This is a genomic window from Leucobacter sp. CX87 (assembly GCF_018682295.1).
Lineage (GTDB): Bacteria > Actinomycetota > Actinomycetes > Actinomycetales > Microbacteriaceae > Cx-87.
In genome coordinates, this window is the sequence record NZ_JAFIRI010000003.1 from 19,749 (window position 1) to 38,407 (window position 18,659).

Here is an 18,659-nt window from a genome sequence, read left to right on the forward strand (position 1 = left end):
GTAAATCACAAAAGCGCGTAACTGCACGACGTGCATTGATGATTTTGGGTCACGAAATGATCACGATCGCGAGCAAGGGCTTGCGTCAGGAGCTTGCGCGAAGAACTTTTCCCGGCAGCCCCGTTGGGTGTGCCGACAAGAAAACCCAGCGAGTCGTTACATCGCCTTTTCGTGGCTGTCGGGGTAGCGCAGGCCCAGCGTCGCCTCGACGCGCGCGCGCTCGGCGGCGACGTCGAAGTCTGGCTCCGGCCATTCCGGGCCGATGGCCTCAAGCGCCTCGATGAGCAACCGCTGCACCGCCACCCTGGCGTACCACTTGTTGTCGCCGGGCACGACGTGCCACGGCGCGCCATCGGTGCTCGTGCGCGCGAACACCGTCTCGAATGCGGACATATAGGCGGGCCAGAGCACCCGCTCAGTCACGTCGCCTCGCTCATACTTCCACCGCTTCTCAGGAGTGTCGAGCCGCTCAAGCAGCCGCTTCGCCTGCGCCTCGGGGCTGACGTGGAGCATGACTTTCACAACTCGGGTTCCCTGGACGGCCAGGCGCCGTTCGAAGTCGACGATCGCGCCGTAGCGGCGCTCGATCTCCTGCGCCGGCGCCATCTCGCGCACGCGCTGGATGAGGACGTCCTCGTAGTGCGAGCGGTCGAAGACCCCGATCACGCCTGGGCCTGGCACGCGAGGCTCGATGCGCCAGAGAAAGTCGTGCGCGCGCTCCTCGGGGGTGGGCTTCTTGAAGGCGGCGATCTGCACGCCGTACGGCTCGATCCGGCCGATCACGTGGTTCACGATGCCGCCCTTGCCCGCGGCGTCCATCGCCTGCAGCACGAGCAGTACGCGATCGGGCGAGCCGAGCTGGCTCGCGGCGTACATCCGTTCCTGTAGCGCATTGAGCTCGTCGCCCGCTCGCGATAGTTCCTGGACCGCCTCGGCCTTCTTGGCCGTCGTCCCTGGGGTTCCCGCTGGGTCGACCTCGGCGAGGCGGGTCTCGGCGTCGACGCGCAGGAGGGGGCCGAGCGGGGCGTTCCAGAAATCGGTGCTCACGGGCGTCTCCCTTGACGGCGAATCGTGGTTGTGCGCCGCACGCAGTGCGAGGCGGATTGCCCCCATGCTAATCGGGGCGCACGCCGCCCGGTCTAGCGCGTCAGCGGAATTTCGACAATGCACGGGCCAGCGACCGGCACCGTAAACGCTCGTTCGAGCTCGGATCGCGACTCGACGCGCGCGTACTCCCAGCCGTAGGCGGCGGCGAGCTGCTCGATGTTCACATGCTGTGGGGTGAACATCACGCGATCGAACGCCGCACGGTCGGCACTCTGCCCGGCCTCAAGCCCCGAGAAAATTCCGCCGCCGCCGTCGTTGCCGACGAAGATCTGGATGCGCGGCCGCGGCTCGCCCTCGGTCAGCATGAGCGAGCCCGCGTCGTGCAGCAGAGCGAGGTCACCGATGAGCACGCGGGTGACACCAGCAGCCTGGCTGGGCAGTTCGCTGGACTGGCTGGCGAGGGCGATGCCGAGCCCGGTCGCGATCGTGCCGTCGATCCCGGCGAGGCCGCGATTTGCGTGCACCCGTACCTTCCGCGGCGCGGCGATCCCGTCGAGCACGCGCACGAGCCGCGACGCGGCAAGCACCAGGCGGTCGTGCGGCCACGTCCCCCGCCAGATCGTCTCGGCCAGCAGCTCGCGCGTGACGGGCTCGCGCATCGCGGCCACCTCGGCGCGCGCGTAGGCGTTGCGTTCCTTGTACCCGGTCGCACGCGCCGCCTCGAGGTCGGGCGCGTGCACGGTCGACTGCTCGGCCTGAAGCTCGCGATCTCGCAAGACCCACGCCCCGAGCCAGCGGCGCATCGCGCTCGGATCGTGCGCTTCACCCACGCGTGCGGCACGCACGATGCGCGCGGAGCGGCCGGGGTTGTACCGTTCGATGCCCTCCCCCGCAGGATCCACCACGATCGTCTCGACGTCGTCGCGGACGAGCAGAGCGGGGAGCTGTCGGCTCAGCGTCGGGTGGCCAAAGACGATGGCGCGCTCAACCAGCCCGCCCAGGTTTTCGTCGCCCGCGAGCCGCGCGGCGTTCGCGATGGCCTCGCGCCCGAAGCGCGCGCCGCTGACCACCTCGGCGAGCAGGGGGAGCCCGGCAGCGTGAGCGAAGGCCTCGGCCTCGTCGCCCGCCCCAGCGCCCGCAACGACGACGGCGAGCGAGTCCCCGTCGTGCGTGTAGATATCGCCCTCGGCGGTGGGCGCCGCGGCACGCACCCTGGCAGCGGGACCGTGCCCGGCCGCGTCAAGCGCGGCCTGGACCAGCCCGTGGCCGCCGGACAGGGGTTCGCGGAACGCGAGGTTCAGGTGGACGGGGCCGGGCGCTGGCCCGGTCCGGCCCGTGGCGGCCAGGAACGCCTCCGCTGCGAGTGCCGCGCCCGCCGAGGCGGGGTCGGTCGAGGCAGCGTCGGCCGAGCCGGCGTCCTCGGGCGGAGCGACGTCACGCTCGATCCGGGTGTACGCCGAGATCAGCCCGGCCTGCACCGTGGTTTGATTGCTACGGATGCCGCGCATGTCCGCCGGCCGGTCGGCCGTGAGCAGCAGCATCGGGACGCGCGAGTGGTGCGCCTCGGCGGCCGCCGGAATGAGGTTGGCGACGGCGGTGCCGCTCGTCACGACGACCGCTGCGGGAACCCCTGATTCCTTTGCGAGCCCGAGCGCCAAAAACGCGGCGCTGCGCTCGTCAATGCGCACGTGCAGGCGAATGACGCCGAGCGCCTCAGCCTCGGCGGCCGCAAACGCGAGCGCCTGCGAGCGAGATCCGGGGCACACCACGACGTCGCGAAGGCCCCGCTGGATCAGCTCCGCAAGCAGCCCCGCGGCGAACAGTGACGCGGGAGCTGCGGACGAGCCAACACTCACGAGTGGTTCGGGTCGCGGTTCGGATCAATCGGCCCGGCATCGGGGCCAGTGGGACGCGGGCCGTCCCCCGGGGCCGCATCTCCGGGAGCGACCTCGCCGGGGTACACCTCATCATCGAGTGCTTTGAGCTGCGCTTCGAGGTCCTTCAGGCGGGCGTCAACCTCGCGCTGCGACCCGGAACGGCCCGTGAACCGCGGGTCGTCGTCGGGCGCGGACGAGCTGGGTGCATCGCCGCGGGCCTTGCCGATCAGGAACCAGAGCACGCCGCCGATCACGGGCAGCACCACGATGAGCACCACCCAGATTGGCTTGGAGACACCGCGGGCCCGGGAGCCGTCGCTCATCGCCGCGTCCACGAGCGCGTAGAGCGTAAAAGCGACGCCCACCACAATGCCGATAATTCCGAACCTCACCATGGCCCCATGCTACCCGGGAAGGCTCAGCGTCCCCTCGGTAGAATGGTGCTCGTGAACTCCCGCTCCGCTTGGCTGACCTACTCCCTGCTCCGCATCGCCTTTTTCGCGGTGCCCTTTGGCGTCCTGTACGCAATCGGCTGGGCTTGGTGGCTCGCGCTGCTCGTCGCCACGCTGATCGCGGTTGCGCTCTCGGTGTTGGTGCTGCACAAGCAGCGTTCGGCGGCTTCCGAGAGCATCTACGCGTGGCGCAATCGGGACCGCACGGCGGACGACATTGCCGAGGACGCCGCCATCGACGGCGTGGATCCTGCCCGCCCCGAGGCCTCGCAGCAGTAGTTACCCGACCCGCGGGCCCCTTGCGTACTTAACCGTCCAGCCGGTACAGTAAAACAATTGCCGGGAATCCGGCGACCTCACTGACCCGGAAACTCATCATGTCTGCCTCGGCACCCACGCAGTCCGCCCCCCTCACCCAGCCCCTCCTCGTTCCCGGCCCCGCCTGGCGACGATGGATGGCGCTGGCCGTGCTCATGCTGCCGGTACTGCTGATCGCGATCGACAACACGGTGCTCGGCTTCGCCCTGCCCCAGATCTCGCTTGACTTCGGGGCAGACGGCACGATGCTCTTGTGGATCGTCGACGCCTACCCGCTCGTGCTCGCTGGCCTGCTCGTCACGATGGGCAGCCTGAGCGACCGCTTCGGGCGCCGTCGCCTCCTCCTGCTGGGCGGCATTGGCTTCACCGCGGTCTCGGTTTCGGTGATCTTCGTTGAGTCTGCCGCCGGTCTGATCGCCGTGCGTGCGCTGCTCGGCGTCTTCGGCGCGATGCTCATGCCCGCCGTGCTCTCGCTCATCCGCAACCTATTCACCGACCGGAATGAGCGCCGCACCGCCCTCGCGATCTTCGCCGGCGGCTTCTCATCTGGCGCCGCGCTCGGCCCCGTGCTCGGCGGCGTGCTGCTCGAGTCGTTCCACTGGCACTCGGTGTTCCTGCTCGCGATCCCGGTGCTCGTGCCGATGCTGATCCTGATGCCGATCTTCGTGCCCGAGTCTCGCGACCCGAACCCCGGTCCGATCTCGTTCCCCGACATGTTCCTGTCGATCGCGGCGCTCGGCCCGGCCGTGCTCGCGATCAAGACGATCGGCAGCCACGGCTTCACGCCGACCGTGTTCATCTCGGCCGCCATCAGCATCATCGCCGGCCTCTGGTTCGCACGCCGGCAGCTGACGCGCGAGCACCCGCTGCTCGATTTGCGCCTCTTCACGAACGCCCCGTTCGCGGGGTCGGTCGCCGCGAACCTGCTCGCCGTGTTCTCGCTCACGGGCTTCCTGTACTTCGCCTCGCAGTACCTGCAGCTCGCGCTCGGCATCCGCCCACTCATCGCCGGCCTCGTCCTGCTTCCCGGCACCGTCGTGATGGTCCTCGCGGGGCTCGCGGCGGTCCGCATAGTTCGCCGGATCCCCGTGAACCGCGTCATGGCGAGCGGCCTCGTGCTCTCGAGCCTCGGCTACCTGATCTTGACGCTCGTCGGCGATCGCGCTAGCGCGCTCAGCATCGCCGTCGCCTTCTTCGTCATGGCCATCGGCATCGGCGCAGCCGAGACCCTGTCGAACGACGCCATCATCTCGGCGGTGCCCGCGGCCCGCGCGGGGTCGGCCTCGGCCATCTCCGAGACCGCCTACGAGGTGGGCGCGGTGCTCGGCACTGCCGTGCTCGGCAGCATCATCACCGCCTCATACCGCGGCGCAATCGAGCTCCCCGCCGGGCTCAGCGCCGAACAGCAGGCGCTCGCGGGCGAGACGCTCGGCGGCGCGGTGAACGTGGCGACCAACCTGCCAGCGGGCCTCGCCGACGAGCTCATGGTGGCCGCCAACCACGCCTTCGCGAGCGGCGTGACGCTCACGTCGACCATCGGCGCGATCGTCGTCGCACTGTCCGCCGTGCTCACGCTGATCGCGCTGCGTACACCGGCGCAGGTCGCTCGCGGCCAACGCGATCGACGCATGCGCGCCACAAGCACGGCAGAATAGAGGGATTGCGCGGTACCCGGTCTCGCGCACGACGGAGGGACGACGCGTGAGCACTCGGCAGGATGGCGGGCACACCCACCAGCGCAAGGATCCGCGGCGATCCGGCAACCCGGCACGTCGCGCGGCCGCCGACCACCGCGTGGAGCTCGGCGAGTCCGCCCGCATCACCTGGCGCGACTGGGTCGGGGCGGCGCGGCTTCGCACGCTCCCCCTCGCGCTCGCGCCGATCGCGGCCGCGGCCGGCATCGCGCTGTCCATGCGTTCGTTCTCGCTCCCCCTCACCCTGCTGGCCCTCGCCGTCGCGGTCCTGCTGCAGATTGGCGTGAACTACTCGAACGACTACTCCGACGGGATCCGCGGAACCGACGAGCACCGGGTCGGGCCGGCCCGGCTCACCGCGTCCGGACTCGTGCCGCCTCGCCGAGTCCTCGTCACCGCGCTGGTGTTCTTCGGGCTCGCGGCCGTCGCGGGACTCGCCGCGGTGCTGATCAGCGAGCGCTGGTGGTTCCTCGCGATCGGCGCGGTGGCGATCATCGCCGCCTGGTTCTACACGGGTGGCAAGCGCCCCTACGGCTACCTCGGCCTCGGTGAGCTCTTCGTCTTCATCTTCTTCGGCCTCGTCGCGACCGTCGGCACCGTCTGGTTGCAGAGCGACATCGTGCCGCAGGAGGCCTGGTTCGCGGGCATCGGCATCGGCTTGTTCGCCGTGGCGACGCTGATTTCGAACAACGTCCGGGACATCCCGACCGATCGCCTCGCGGGCAAGCGCACGCTCGCGGTGCTCATCGGCGACCGCGCCTCGCGCGTGCTCTACTGCGTCTGCATGATCGTGCCGTTCGGGTTCTTCGCGGTGTTCGGGCTGTTCTACCCGGGCCTCGTGCTCGGGTGGCTGGTGCTCGCGCTCGCGTTGCCCGCCTGCGTGATCATGGTGATGGCGAAGACGCCCCGTGAGCTGATCCTGGTCCTCAAGCTCACGAGCTTCACGGGCCTCGCGTACGGCATCGCGCTCGGCGCCGGCGTCGGGTTCTAGTCCGCGCACAGAATATGCACCCCGCCGACAGGGTGTTCGAGTGAAATACCCTGCCGGCGGGGTGCATTCTCGGCGATGACGGCGGTAACGGCGAGAGCGGAAGCGGTGGTGGAAGCGGTGGTGGAAGCGGCGTGAGCCGCGGACGTCTATCCCCGGGCCACGTGCTCGCGGATCGCCGCGCGATCGGGCTTGCCACCCGCAAGCTGCGGGAGATCGTCGAGCACGACCTCGCGCTCCGGCGCCGCCGCGACGCCGAGCGCCCGGCGCACCGCCTCGCGCACCTCGGGGAACGGCGCGGGCTCTTCGAACCCCTCAACCGATGCCCCCTCGGCGCGCACGAGCACCGGCCGCTCGCCCCACTCCGGGTCGGCGACCCCCACGGCCACGGCGCCGGCCCAGCCCGGCTGCTCGCCCGCGACGCGCTCAACCTCGTCGAGCGAGACGTTCATGCCGCCCGAGATGATCACCCGATCGAGCCGCCCGGTCACCGTCAGCATGCCGCCGAGCAGCTCGCCCGCGTCGCCCGTGCGGTACCACCGCACTCCCCCGTCATAGACAAACGCCTCGGCGGTGCGCGCCTGGTCGCCGAGGTACGCGAGGGCGAGCGTCGGCCCCGCCAGCTGCACCTCGCCGCCGCGGACGCGGACGAGCGTGTCGCCGATCTCGACGCCGTCGTAGACACATCCGCCGGCCGTCTCGGTCATGCCGTAGCTGCGGCGGAGCGCAATGCCGTAGCGGTGCGCGCGACTGCGCAGCGCGAGCGGCGTGGCCTGGCCACCAACGAGGACAGCATCAAAGCGGCAGAGGGTCGACATGAGCGCCTCGCGCTCGGCCTCGCTCGGTGCAGATTCGGCGAAGTCGAGCAACCGACTCAGTTGCACTGGCACGAGCGACACGTAACGGCGCTCGTGCGTCAGCTGAGTGGCCACGGCGAAAAAGGCTGCGGGATCAAAGCCGCCGTCGAGGTACACGGGATCGGCGCCCGCGACGATGCCGCGCACCAGCATTTGCACCCCGGAGATGAGGTGAGTGGGCAGCGAGACGAGCCACTGCCCCACCCCGCCGAGCCGCTCGTGCGTGGCCTCGGCACTCGCGAGCAAGGCGGCGGCCGAGAGCGCCACCGACTTCGGCACGCCGCTCGATCCCGAGGTCCGGATAACCAGCGCTGTTCCGGGCGGAACCGCGCCGTCGGGCCCGCAGGCGGCCGCGAGCGCAGCGGCGGGATCCTGCCCGGCCGCGACCGGGAGAACGGGGGTGCCGCCCGCGAGTGCCTCCCGCAACGCACACAGGAGGCCAGGACGGTCATCAACAGAAACTGCCCGCAGGGGCATTTGCTCGTTCACCCTTCCAGGCTAGCCGCGAAGCGCGGGTGGCTGGCAGGAACCGCTCTGGCGGCGGGTCGGGTCGCCCCCGCCGCGCGCTAGTAGTGGTACGGGAACGGCGACCAGTCGGGGTCGCGCTTCTCGAGGAACGAGTCGCGCCCTTCGACGGCCTCGTCGGTGCCGTACGCGAGCCGCGTCGCCTCCCCCGCGAACAGCTGCTGCCCGACAAGCCCGTCGTCGACCGCGTTGAACGCGTACTTCAGCATGCGGATCGCGGTGGGCGACTTCCCGAGGATCTCGCGGGCCCACTCGATGCCGGTGGCCTCGAGCTCGGCGTGCGGCACGACCGCGTTCACCGCGCCCATCTCGTACGCGCGCTGCGCAGAGTACTCGCGGGCGAGGAAGAAGATCTCGCGGGCGTTCTTCTGCCCAATCTGCTTCGCGAAGTAGGCGCTGCCGTACCCCGCGTCGAACGAGCCGACATCGGCATCGGTCTGCTTGAACCGGGCCTCCTCACGCGAAGCGATTGACAGGTCGCACACCACGTTCAGCGAGTGCCCGCCGCCGGCCGCCCAGCCGGGCACCAGCGCGATGACGACCTTCGGCATGAACCGGATGAGCCGCTGCACCTCAAGGATGTGTAGGCGGCCGGAGCGCGCGGGGTCGACGCCCTCCGCCGAGTCCGAGTCCGAGTACTGGTACCCGTCGCGGCCCCGGATGCGCTGGTCGCCGCCCGAGCAGAACGCCCATCCGCCGTCCTTCTGGCTCGGGCCGTTCCCGGTGAGCAGCACCACTCCGACCTTCGAGTTCACACGCGCCCGCTCGAGCGCGTCGTACAGCTCGTCGACCGTGTGCGGCCGGAAGGCGTTGCGCACCTCGGGCCGGTTGAAGGCGATCCGCGCGATCCGGCCGTCGAGGCTGAGGTGCGCCGTGATGTCCGTGTAGCCCGCAGATCCCGGAGCGGGCTGCCAGACGGACGGGTCGAAGAGTTCGGATACCTGCGTCATGCCCCTAAGCCTACGGGGAGCGCCACGCGGCGACACATGCCACCAAGCGAATGCTTCGCCCGTATGCTGGGGCCGATCGCAATTGTGTCTGGGCAGCACACCTTCTTCTCGCGCTCGGCGTCGACCGCGAGATCCAATGACGGAAAGAGGACTGCCCATGCTGAACGAGACCGCGGCGAGCAAGCCGGCACGCGAGAGCGCCCCGCAGGCGGGTGTGCGCCCCGGCGGCGGGCAGGATCCTGTCGAGCCGACCGCATTGACGCCGGAATCGTACGCCGTCCGGTCCCCTCGTTCCGCGGCCGCCGCCGAGCGCGGCGCTGACGTGCTCGAGCGCGATCCCGGCATGCCGTCCAGCACCTGGCGCCTGCGCAGCGACGCCTGGGAGTACCTCCGCTATGCGGTGAAGCTGCTCGCGCTCGGCGACGCGGACGCCCGCGACAACGCCGGCCAGAGCGAGATCCGCAGGTCGCTGCGCGCCCTTCAAACCATCGAGATGTACTGGGCTGGGTTCGGTCAGCGCTACGTGGCCGCCATCGGCGAGCTCATCGAGGCCGAGGAGTACCTCACTGCGCTCGACCGCATCGGTGCCGTCATGCAGCGCATGCGCGGGGCGGGCTCGCTCGACTCGATCGACCGCGACGAGCTCACCACCGAGCTGCCCGACGACCCCGAGACTCCCGAAGACCTCGGGGGCGGCCGGCACCGCTTCGAGGTGCTCGTCGTCGACGAGATGAGCGCCACCGACCGCGACGCTCTCAAGGCCGAGATGATGCGCATGCGCGCGCCCGGCGACCAGTTCATCTACGAGCTCGTGATTGTGCCGAGCGCGGAGGACGCGCTCGCCGCCGCGCTCACGAACCCGAACATCCAGGCCTGCGTGATCCGCCCCGGCTTCTCGACCCGCAGCCGCCAGCCCCTCAGCCGCGACCTGCGCGAGACCCTGGCGCTCGCCGCCGCGGAGAACACGAGCCAGGACGCGCGCTCGACCACCGCCCTCTCGTCGGTGCAGCGCGTGATGCGCCTGGCCGACACGCTCGCAGGGATCCGCCCCGAGCTCGACCTGTACCTCGTCGCCGGCGCGCACATCGAGGACCTTGCGGGTGCCCTCACGCGCCGATTCCGCCGAGTGTTCCGCCGCGAGGACCGCCTCGAGCTGCACCTCTCGCTGCTGCGCCGCATCTCGCACCTCTACGACACCCCCTTCTTCACCGCGATCCAGGAACACGCGCGCCGCCCGGCCGGCGTCTTCCACGCCCTGCCGATCTCGCGCGGCGGCTCGGTCGCCGGCTCGAAGTGGATCAGGGACATGGTCGACTTCTACGGCCTCAATCTGCTGCTCGCCGAGACGAGCGCCACCTCGGGCGGCCTCGACTCGCTACTCGCCCCGGTCCACACCCTCAAGAAGGCGCAAGAGCTCGCGGCCCGCGCGTTCGGCTCGAAGCAGACCTTCTTCGTCACCAACGGCACCTCGACCGCGAACAAGATCGTGCATCAGGCGCTCGTCGCCCCCGACGACGTCGTCATCGTCGACCGCAACTGTCACAAGTCGCACCATCACGCGCTGATGCTCTCGGGCGCCCGCGTCGCCTACCTCGACGCGTACCCGCTCAACGACTACGCGTTCTACGGCGCCGTGCCCATCAACCGAATCAAGCAGCTGCTGCTCGACTACCGCGCGGCCGGACGCCTCGACGAGGTGCGCATGGTGACGCTCACCAATTGCACCTTCGACGGCATCGTCTACGACCCCGAGCGCGTGATGGCGGAGTGCCTCGCGATCAAGCCCGACCTCGTCTTCTTGTGGGACGAGGCCTGGTTCGCGTTCGCGGCCTTCCACCCCGTCACCCGCCACCGCACCGCGATGGCGGCGGCGAAACGGCTCGAGCAGCGTCTCAAGAGCGCCGAGCACGCCGCCGAGTACGCCGAGCAGCGCGCGCGTCTCTTCGACGCGAAGACGGGGAAGCCCGCGGCCGACGAGGCCTGGCTCGCCGAGCGCCTGCTGCCGAGCCCGAACGCCCGGGTACGCGTGTACGCCACGCAGTCAACGCACAAGACGCTGACGGCGCTGCGCCAGGGGTCGATGATCCACGTACGCGACCAGGACTGGCGCCTCGACAGCGAAGAGTCCTTCCACGAGGCTTACATGACGCACACGTCGACCTCGCCGAACTACCAGATCCTCGCCTCGCTCGACCTCGGCCGGCGCCAGGTCGAGCTCGAGGGCTTTGAACTGGTGCAGCGCCAGCTTGACCTCGCGACGAGCCTCGCGAGCGCCGTCGCCCGCCACCCCCTGCTGCGCCGCACGTTCCGCGTGCTCAGTGCGCACGAGCTGATCCCTGCCGAGTACCGCGAGACGAACCGTCCGATGCCGCTGCGCGACGGCCTCGCGACCATGTGGGCGGCCTGGACTCGCGACGAGTTCGTGGTCGACCCCAGCCGCATCACGATCGAGATCAGCCGCACCGGGGTCGACGGTGACACGTTTAAGCACGAGCACCTGATGGACCGCTACGGCATTCAGGTGAACAAGACGAGCCGCAACACGGTGCTCTTCATGACGAACATCGGCACGTCGCGCAGCGCGGTCGCCTACCTGATCGAGGTGCTCGTCAAGCTCGCCGAACGCTTCGAGGAGGACCGCGACTCGCTCGGGCTCGCCCCGCTCGGCTCTCACCGTGCGAGCCAGGAGGCGCTCGGCGGAGGCTTCTCCGCGGAGCCCGCGGACGTCATGCCCCCGCTGCCCGACTTCAGCGCGTTCGCCGAGCGGTTCCGCGCCCCCGGTCACGCGGGCACGGGCGACCTGCCGGACGGCGACATTCGCTCGGCGTTCTACGCGGGTCAGCGCCGCACGGGCGTCGAGTACGTTTCGCCCGCCGAGCTGCGCCGCCGGGTCGAGGCGGGCGAGCGCCCGGTCTCGGCAGGCTTCGTCACGCCCTACCCCCCGGGCTTCCCCGTCCTCGTCCCGGGCCAGGTCGTGAGCCGCGAGGTGCTCGACTTCATGGCGGTCCTCGACACCCGCGAGATTCACGGTTTCGACGCCGCCGCCGGGTATCGGGTGCTGCGCGAGGGGTAGCCTTTCGGGCATGACCTCCCGCGCAGGATCCGCCCTATTGCCGTCCATCGACGAGCTTCTGGCGGCGACCCGCGTCGTCGCGATCCCGACCCGCACCCGCTTTCGCGGAGTGAGCGTGCGCGAGGCCGCGATCATCGAGGGTCCCCTCGGGTGGACCGAGTTCTCACCGTTCCCCGAGTACGACGACGCGGAGGCCGCCGCCTGGTTGGCCGCGGCGCTCGAGTACGGGTGGTCTGAACCGCCCGCTGCGCATCTCGCGCGCATCGAGGTCAATGCCACCGTGCCAGCGGTGCCGGCGGCGGACGTCGCCGGGATCCTGTCCCGCTTCCCCAGCTGCCGGACGGCGAAGGTCAAGGTCGCCGAGCCCGGCCAGAACCTTGCCGAGGACGTCGCCCGCGTGCGCGCGGTGCGTGAGGCGATGGGCGACGAAGCACGCGTGCGCATCGACGCAAACGGCGGCTGGGGCATCGACGAGGCGATGACGGCGCTCGCAGCGCTCGCCCCGTTCGGCCTCGATTACGCCGAACAGCCGGTCGCGGACATCGCGGGCCTCGCTGAGGTGCGTTCCCGGCTCGCGGCGGGGCCGGATCAAGGCATGGTGCGCATCGCCGCCGACGAGAGCGTGCGCCGCGCGGCCGACCCGCTCGCCGTGGCGCGGGCCGGCGCAGCCGACCTGCTCGTGGTGAAGGCGCAACCGCTCGGCGGCATTCGCCGCGCCCTCGAGATCATCGCGGACGCCGGGCTGCCCGTGGTGGTCTCCAGCGCGCTCGACACCTCGATCGGCATCAGCATGGGGGCCCGCCTCGCTGCGGCGCTCCCCGCGGGAGTGCTCGACGGCGCGTGCGGGCTCGGCACGGTCGCGCTGTTGGCCGGCGACGTCGTGGCGCGCCCGCTCGTGCCCGAGGACGGCTCGATCCCGGTCGGCCGGGTGAGCGCCGAGCCGCGGCTGCTGACCCGTTATGCGGCGAGCGCCGAGCGCGAGCGGTGGTGGCGAGACCGGATCGAGCGGTGCTGGACGGTGCTCGCCGAGCGCGGCGAGGCGGCAGGGGGACCCGGCGCGGATCACGCCCGCGCCGAGGTCGCAGGTCGCTAGCCGAGTCCCAGCTCGTCCACGACCGCCGCCACCCGTGCGCGCTCTTCGCGCGAGAGCCCCTGGATCGGCAATGGGAGGCAACCGCTCGGGGCGAGCCCGAGGTGCTCGGCGATGGCCGCGACCACGCGCAGGCTTCCTCCCAGTTCGCCGAACAGGTTCCAGAGCGGCGCGAGCCGGGCATCCTCGGCCGCCGCGTCCGTGTGCCGCCCCTCGGCAACAGCCCGCGTGAGCGCCAGCGCCGTCTCGGGCAGCGTACCCCCGATCACGGAGTACCAGGCGTCGCAGCCGGCCGCGAGGCCCCTGACCGCTGAGGCGTCGCCCGAGACACCGATCGTGACGTGCGCGGGGACGACCGCCCTGATCTTCACCACGTGCTCGCGCGCCGCGGCCGGGTCCGTCGGTACCCCAGGGATCTTGATCGAGGCGATCCCGGGGAGCTCGGCGATGCGCGCGTACAGCTCCGGCGTGAAGGTGAAGTGCGTCGTGCCCGGGTTGTCGTAGACCACCACGGGCAGAGCGGTGCGCTCCGTCACCGTGCGAAACAGCGCGAGCACGTCGTCCGCCGTGAGCGGCTGGTACGTCATCGGCGCGAGCAGCACGGCCGCGGCGCCGGCCGCCTCAGCCTGCGCCAGGTTTTCGAGGACGTGCGCGGTGCGCAGCGCCCCGATCCCCACGATCACCGGTGTAGCACCGGCGTGCTCGACGGCGAGGCGGGCGACCCGGGCGCGCTCTGCCGTCGTCAGGTACGCGTACGACCCGGTCGAGCCGAGCGCCGTGATCGAGTCAACGCCTGCTGCCGCGAGGCGCCCGACGAGGCCCGCGAACCCCGCTTCGTCCACGACATCGTCGCGAAGCGGGGTGAGCGGGAATGCGCTAAGGCCGGTGAACAGGCTCACGGCTGATCCTGCGATGCCGGCTGCGGAACGTGCTCGAGGCCGAGCGCGGGGTTGCCATAGACGGACTGCACCTCCGCGATCACGACGCGGTACTCGCCCAGCCACTCCCCGTACCGGCTCTTCGCGAGCTGGTGGGTGTCCATGGCGACGAGCTCCCGCAGGGCATCCATACTGCTCCAGTAGTAGACCTCGGAGTGCAGTCCCGTCTCGCTGTTATGCCAGGCTTCTTCGCCCAGGAAGCCGGGAATCGTGCGCGCTCGCCGGGCGATCTCGCTGTCGATGCGGTGGAACTCGTCGGTGAGCTCTCCCGTCTCGAAGATGAACGTCGAGCTGAACTTCATTTTCGTGGTCATGCGGACTCCTGGGGAGATCGGGGAGGGACTTGAGCAATTGGTGCAGCAGTGCGGGCTCCCCCGAACTGCGCGGCGGCACCGGCCGTGACGACCAAGGCGATGCCGAGCAGTTGCACGGGCGTTGGCTGCTGGCTCAGCAGCAGCAGCCCGATCAGGATCCCGAACGCGGGTTCCACCGCGAGCAATGTCCCGAAGGCGGTGTGGGTCATGCGGCGCAGCGCCCGCATCTCGAGCCCGAACGAGAGCGCTGGGGTGATCAGGGCGATCCCGGCGGCCATCAGGACTGCCCACCAGATCTCGCTCCCGCCGAGCACCTGCGGTAGCCCCACCGCCGCGGTGAACACCGCGGCAATCGGGATGGTGAGCGCGAGCCCGCTGATGCCCGAGAACCGGTCGCCGATTCGCTGGGTCAGGACGTTGTACACGCCCCAGCATGCCCCCGCGAGCAGGGCAAATCCGACGCCGAGCAGGTCAACTCTTCCGCGCCACGGCTCCGTCAACAGCACGACGCCGGCGAAGGCGAGCAGAGGCCAGGCGTAGCCCCAACGACGAGTACTTGCGAAGGCGGCCACCGTGAGCGGGCCCAGGAACTCGATGGCCACCGCGGTGCCGAGCGGGATCCGTTCGATCGCCGCAAGGAAGAACGTGGTCATGAATCCCGTGGCCGCCCCCAGCGCGAGCAGTGCCGGCACGTCTCGCGGCCGCAGCGAGCGAATCGTCTGCCACGACGGCCTCGCGAACAGCCAGAGGAACGCTGCCCCAAAACACATCCGCAGCCAGGCGGTCCCGGCGGCCCCCACGTGCTCGATGACGCCCACCGAGAGCGCGTTCGACACCTGGATCAACAGCATCGCGACGATCGCCATCGACCACGCAGGCACCTCTACCCCTGGCCTACGCATCAGCGGCCTCCGAGCGATGGCCCGCGCCGACGCCGGGCTCGTACACCGCGAGCGAGAACCGGGCAGGATCCTGGTGCGGGTTCGCGTACGCGTGGTCCGCGTCGCCGCGGAAGGAGAGCGAGTCCCCCGCTCCGAGCTCGAACACGGCGCCAGCGGCCTCGACCCGGATCGCGCCCGAGAGCACGTGGAGCAGTTCGCGGGTCCCCGCCGCGTGGGCCTCACTCGCGTGCCGCTCCCCCGCGGCGAGCGTCCAGTCCCAGAGCTCGACGACGTCGGGCGACTCGGTGCCCGCGACGAGCACTCCCGTCCCGCCCGACTCCCCGGACCAGAGCACTGCACCGTCGCCCCGGCGCGTCACCTGCGGCTCCCGAGAGGCGGGAGGCTCCACCAGGGCTGGCAGCCCGACGCCCAGCGCGTCACTCAGCCGCAGGAGGGTTCCGACGCTGGGGTTCACCGTCCCCTGCTCGACGTTCACGACCATCCGGCGGCTCACCCCGGCGGCAGCGGCCAGCTGATCGAGCGTCCAGCCCCGAAGGGTGCGCTCCGCTCTGACGCGCACGCCGATCGTGCGGGCGAGCGTCGCTGCCTGTGCATCCATGAGTGCAGCATAATGCACGAATCGTGCAATTCAAGGCCCGCCTGCGCTCAGCGCCGCGATCAGTCGCGAGCGGGTCCGCCCGAGTAGTAGCGGTTGCGGGCGGCGAGCAGCCCGAAAACGGCCTGCGCCACCTGCAGCGCCAGCAGCGAGACGAGGACGACCGTCCAGCCGCCGGTCGCGTCGTGTAGCGCACCGAGCACCATCGGGATGATGCCCGCGATGAGGTACCCGGCGGACTGCGCCATCCCCGACAGCCTCGCCGCCTCGCGGTGATCGCGCGAGCGCAGACCGATCAGAGCGAGCGCCGTGACGATCGTGTACCCGGCACCGAGCCCGGCGACCGCGTTCCAGCCGAGGCTCCAGCTCGGCATGAGCAGGAGCCCGAGCACACTCACCACCCCGAACGGGACGCTCGTCAGCAGCGCGATGCGCTGGTCGCGCCATGGCCGCTGCAGCATGAATGCGGCAAACACGTTGCCGAGCATCCCGAACGCCTGGAAGACGCCCTGGTGCACCCCGGCCTCGGCCTGAGTGAACCCGTTCGCCACATCGATCGACGGGAACCAGGTCAGCGCCGTGTAGAAAAACACAGACTGCACGCCCATGAACAGCGTGACCTGCCAGGCGATGGCCGAGCGCCACGGCGAGAACACCGGAGGGCGCGAACCTCCCGGGATGCCGATAGGGCCGGTAGCCACGACCGGTCCGGCCTTGCGCACCGACGGCCAGAACACGACAAACGCGATCGCCGCGAGCCCCGCCCAGATACCCAGAGAGGTGCGCCAGCCGCCCGGGACTGACCCGGCGATCGGCACCGCGAGGGTCGAGGCGAGCGCGGCGGCCGCGGTCTGCACCACCTGATAGATCCCGGTGAGCTGCCCGACGTTGTTCGGGTAGTCGCGGCGCACCAGGGCGGGGATGAGTACGTTCAGCGTCGCGATCGCGGCCCCGAGCAGAATCGTGCCGACCCAGAGCAGGCCCGGCACCGGCAATGAGCGCAGCACAATTCCGGCGACGAGCGCGAGCACACCTGCCGCGAGCGTCCGCTCGAGCCCGAACCGGCGCCCGATCACCGGGGCGATCGGCGAGAACACGGCAAACGCAAACAGCGGGATGGTGATGAGCCCCGAGGCGGCGAGGCTCGACAGGCCGAGGTCCTCCCGAATGTCGCCGAGCACCGGCCCCACCGCGGTGATCGCGGTCCGCAGATTCGCGGCGAGCATCAGGATCCCGAACGCGCCGACGATCAGTCGGAACTTGCCGGAAAACCCTTGGGTCACGAGGTGGGGCCCTTCAGGTTCGGGAAGTCGTCCTCGCGCCACTCCGCCTCGAGGCGAAGGTTCGCGGCGTGCGCGTCCACCTCGCGGCGGCGCAGCTCGACGCGGCGGATCTTGCCCGAGGTGGTCTTGGGGAGCTCGGCGAACTCAATGCGCCGCACGCGCATGTACGGCGGCAGCGCGACCCGGGCATGGGCGAGCACGGCGCGCGCGGTCTCCGCGTCCGGGGCCCAACCCGCGGCGAGCGCGACGTACGCCTTCGTGATGTTCAGGCGGGTGTCGTCGGGCGCCCCCACGACGGCCGCCTCGGCCACAGCCGGGTGCTCGATGAGCGCGCTCTCCACTTCGAACGGCGAGACTTTGAAGTCACTCGATTTGAAGATGTCGTCGGTGCGGCCGACGAAGGTGAGCGTGCCGTCTGCCGCACGGGTCGCGACGTCACCCGTGTGGAAGTAGCCGCCGGCGCAGGCGCGCTCGGTCGCGACCTGATTCTCGAAGTAGCCGGCCATGAGGTTGAGCGGCCGATCCGCGAGCGGCAGGCAGATCTCGCCCTCATCGCGCTCTGCGCCACTCAACGGATCAAGCAGCACCACGCGGTTGCCCGGAAGCGGCCGTCCCATCGCGCCGGGGACGACGGGGTCGCCCGGCATCGTCCCGATGAGGGCAGTCGTCTCGGTCTGGCCGTAGCCGTCGCGAATCTCGAGCCCCCACCACTCCTTGATGCGGGCGATGACCTCGGGGTTCAGGGGCTCCCCGGCAGAGACGACCTCGCGCAGCGCCCGCGGGCGGCGGTGCTGTTCGCTCTGGATCAGCATGCGCCACACGGTGGGCGGGGCACAGAAAGTCGATACTCCGGCCCGGTCCAGCTGCGCGACGAGCTCCGCAGGATCAAAACGGGCGGCATTGACCACACAGATCGTGGCGCCCGCGTTCCAGGGCCCGTAGAAGCTCGACCAGGCATGCTTGCCCCAGCCGGGGGCGCTGATGACGAGGTGCAGGTCGCCCGGCCGCACGCCGATCCAGGACATCGTGCTCAGGTGCCCCACCGGGTAGCTCGCATGCGTGTGCACAACGATCTTCGGCAGGCTGGTGGTGCCCGAGGTGAAGTAGATGAGGGCCGCGTCGTCGGTCAGCGTGGTCTTCTCGACCGGGGCCTCTAGGGCTGTCTCGGAGTCGGCGAAGCAGGCCCAGCCTTCTGGGGCCATGCCCGCGGCGCACGCAGCGATGCCGCGGTAGTCGCCCGGGACCTCGCTGAACTTCGCCGCGTCCTCCGGGGCGGCCATTACGAAGCGCACGTGCGCCCGGTCCACGCGGTCGGCGAGCTCGGCCGTGGCGAGCACGACCGACGTCGGCAGCACGATCGCCCCAATCTTGAATGCGGCGAGCATGATCTCCCACAGCTCGACCCGGTTGCCCAGCATGAGCATCAACACGTCGCCCCGCTCGACCCCGAGGGCCAACAGCCAGTTCGCGACCTGATCCGAGCGGCGGCGGAGCCGATCGAAGCTGTACGCGGCCTCGGCGCCGTCCGTCTCGATGATGCGCAATGCGATCGACTGGTTGCCGCGGGCGAGCACGTCAAACCAGTCGTGCGCCCAGTTGAAATCGGCGCCGACGTCGGGCCAGACGAACGCCTCTCGGGCGCCAGCCGGATCCTGCGCGGCGTGCAACAGGTGGTCGCGCGCCGCCCGGAATGCGGTCGTGCCCGCACTCTCGGCGGCGGAGGGTTCTGGGCTCTGAGGCGTGGCGAACATTACTT

At 70.4% G+C, this 18,659-nt stretch carries 16 protein-coding genes; 5 read left to right on the plus strand and 11 right to left on the minus strand.

What is annotated here, in order from left to right; all coding sequences use genetic code 11:
* Window positions 1-156: 156 nt before the first annotated feature.
* The 3 genes from KOE53_RS05130 to KOE53_RS05140 all read right to left on the minus strand — a co-directional run bounded on the left by KOE53_RS05130 (window position 157) and on the right by KOE53_RS05140 (window position 3,319).
* Window positions 157-1,047 carry a PPK2 family polyphosphate kinase gene (locus KOE53_RS05130; RefSeq protein WP_370566939.1) on the minus strand — a complete coding sequence of 297 codons (891 nt, stop codon included), beginning with the start codon at window positions 1,045-1,047 and terminating at the stop codon, window positions 157-159.
* Between the two features lie 92 nt (window positions 1,048-1,139).
* The gene (gene menD / locus KOE53_RS05135) at window positions 1,140-2,903 is read right to left on the minus strand and encodes a 2-succinyl-5-enolpyruvyl-6-hydroxy-3-cyclohexene-1-carboxylic-acid synthase (RefSeq protein WP_353055583.1); all 1,764 of its coding nucleotides are present in this window, start codon (window positions 2,901-2,903) and stop codon (window positions 1,140-1,142) included.
* Complete coding sequence (locus KOE53_RS05140) at window positions 2,900-3,319, minus strand: PLDc N-terminal domain-containing protein (RefSeq protein ID WP_188046441.1); 420 nt, start codon at window positions 3,317-3,319, stop codon at window positions 2,900-2,902. The genes menD and KOE53_RS05140 overlap by 4 nt, the downstream gene beginning before the upstream one ends.
* Before the next feature lie 51 nt (window positions 3,320-3,370).
* Here KOE53_RS05140 and KOE53_RS05145 point away from each other — a divergent pair, with 51 nt between their 5' ends.
* From KOE53_RS05145 to KOE53_RS05155, 3 genes are all read left to right on the plus strand, one after another.
* A complete protein-coding gene (locus KOE53_RS05145) occupies window positions 3,371-3,655 on the plus strand; it encodes a DUF4229 domain-containing protein (RefSeq protein ID WP_188046442.1) in 285 nt (94 codons plus the stop codon).
* A gap of 98 nt (window positions 3,656-3,753) precedes the next feature.
* Window positions 3,754-5,349, plus strand: a complete 1,596-nt coding sequence (locus KOE53_RS05150; protein WP_188057673.1) for an MFS transporter — start codon at window positions 3,754-3,756, stop codon at window positions 5,347-5,349.
* A 46-nt stretch (window positions 5,350-5,395) separates the two neighbouring features.
* On the plus strand, window positions 5,396-6,379 hold the full coding sequence (locus KOE53_RS05155; RefSeq protein WP_188046444.1) for a 1,4-dihydroxy-2-naphthoate polyprenyltransferase: 984 nt from the start codon (window positions 5,396-5,398) through the stop codon (window positions 6,377-6,379).
* A 146-nt stretch (window positions 6,380-6,525) separates the two neighbouring features.
* Here the strand turns inward: KOE53_RS05155 and KOE53_RS05160 are convergent, their stop codons facing one another.
* Both KOE53_RS05160 and KOE53_RS05165 read right to left on the minus strand, forming a co-directional pair.
* Window positions 6,526-7,722, minus strand: a complete 1,197-nt coding sequence (locus KOE53_RS05160) for an AMP-binding protein (protein WP_241095493.1) — start codon at window positions 7,720-7,722, stop codon at window positions 6,526-6,528.
* A 77-nt stretch (window positions 7,723-7,799) separates the two neighbouring features.
* Window positions 7,800-8,708 (minus strand): 1,4-dihydroxy-2-naphthoyl-CoA synthase, encoded by a 909-nt coding sequence (locus KOE53_RS05165; protein ID WP_188046445.1) that lies wholly within the window; start codon window positions 8,706-8,708, stop codon window positions 7,800-7,802.
* 157 nt (window positions 8,709-8,865) lie between these two features.
* On the opposite strand from KOE53_RS05165, the gene KOE53_RS05170 reads away from it, so the two are divergent.
* Together KOE53_RS05170 and KOE53_RS05175 are read left to right on the plus strand one after the other, a co-directional pair.
* Window positions 8,866-11,781: an aminotransferase class I/II-fold pyridoxal phosphate-dependent enzyme gene (locus KOE53_RS05170; RefSeq protein WP_188057674.1), complete on the plus strand. Its 2,916-nt coding sequence runs from the start codon at window positions 8,866-8,868 to the stop codon at window positions 11,779-11,781.
* A gap of 10 nt (window positions 11,782-11,791) precedes the next feature.
* Window positions 11,792-12,874, plus strand: coding sequence for an o-succinylbenzoate synthase (locus KOE53_RS05175; protein ID WP_188057675.1), 1,083 nt, complete (start codon window positions 11,792-11,794; stop codon window positions 12,872-12,874).
* Here the strand turns inward: KOE53_RS05175 and KOE53_RS05180 are convergent.
* The 6 genes from KOE53_RS05180 to KOE53_RS05205 are packed head-to-tail and all read right to left on the minus strand — an operon-like array spanning window position 12,871 to window position 18,654.
* Entirely contained in the window at window positions 12,871-13,764 is an 894-nt protein-coding gene (locus KOE53_RS05180; protein ID WP_188057711.1) for a dihydrodipicolinate synthase family protein, read from the minus strand. The two genes, KOE53_RS05175 and KOE53_RS05180, sit on opposite strands and share 4 nt — an antisense overlap.
* A 2-nt stretch (window positions 13,765-13,766) precedes the next feature.
* Entirely contained in the window at window positions 13,767-14,123 is a 357-nt protein-coding gene (locus KOE53_RS05185) for an antibiotic biosynthesis monooxygenase family protein (RefSeq protein WP_188046448.1), read from the minus strand.
* Entirely contained in the window at window positions 14,120-15,004 is an 885-nt protein-coding gene (locus tag KOE53_RS05190; protein WP_353055584.1) for an EamA family transporter, read from the minus strand. Before KOE53_RS05190 ends, KOE53_RS05185 begins: the two co-directional genes overlap by 4 nt.
* A 13-nt stretch (window positions 15,005-15,017) precedes the next feature.
* Complete coding sequence (locus tag KOE53_RS05195; protein WP_188057676.1) at window positions 15,018-15,623, minus strand: helix-turn-helix domain-containing protein; 606 nt, start codon at window positions 15,621-15,623, stop codon at window positions 15,018-15,020.
* 59 nt (window positions 15,624-15,682) lie between these two features.
* Entirely contained in the window at window positions 15,683-16,903 is a 1,221-nt protein-coding gene (locus KOE53_RS05200; RefSeq protein WP_215401667.1) for a CynX/NimT family MFS transporter, read from the minus strand.
* Complete coding sequence (locus KOE53_RS05205; RefSeq protein WP_188057677.1) at window positions 16,900-18,654, minus strand: AMP-binding protein; 1,755 nt, start codon at window positions 18,652-18,654, stop codon at window positions 16,900-16,902. The genes KOE53_RS05200 and KOE53_RS05205 overlap by 4 nt, the downstream gene beginning before the upstream one ends.
* Between the last annotated feature and the right edge of the window lie 5 nt (window positions 18,655-18,659).

Coding starts and splice junctions, on each gene's coding strand:
- KOE53_RS05205 (WP_188057677.1), bottom strand. CDS start 18,654: ATGTTCGCCACGCCTCAGAGCCCAGAACCCTCCGCCGCCGAGAGTGCG.
- KOE53_RS05195 (WP_188057676.1), bottom strand. CDS start 15,623: ATGGATGCACAGGCAGCGACGCTCGCCCGCACGATCGGCGTGCGCGTC.
- KOE53_RS05165 (WP_188046445.1), bottom strand. CDS start 8,708: ATGACGCAGGTATCCGAACTCTTCGACCCGTCCGTCTGGCAGCCCGCT.
- KOE53_RS05170 (WP_188057674.1), top strand. CDS start 8,866: ATGCTGAACGAGACCGCGGCGAGCAAGCCGGCACGCGAGAGCGCCCCG.
- KOE53_RS05140 (WP_188046441.1), bottom strand. CDS start 3,319: ATGGTGAGGTTCGGAATTATCGGCATTGTGGTGGGCGTCGCTTTTACG.
- KOE53_RS05150 (WP_188057673.1), top strand. CDS start 3,754: ATGTCTGCCTCGGCACCCACGCAGTCCGCCCCCCTCACCCAGCCCCTC.
- KOE53_RS05175 (WP_188057675.1), top strand. CDS start 11,792: ATGACCTCCCGCGCAGGATCCGCCCTATTGCCGTCCATCGACGAGCTT.
- KOE53_RS05185 (WP_188046448.1), bottom strand. CDS start 14,123: ATGACCACGAAAATGAAGTTCAGCTCGACGTTCATCTTCGAGACGGGA.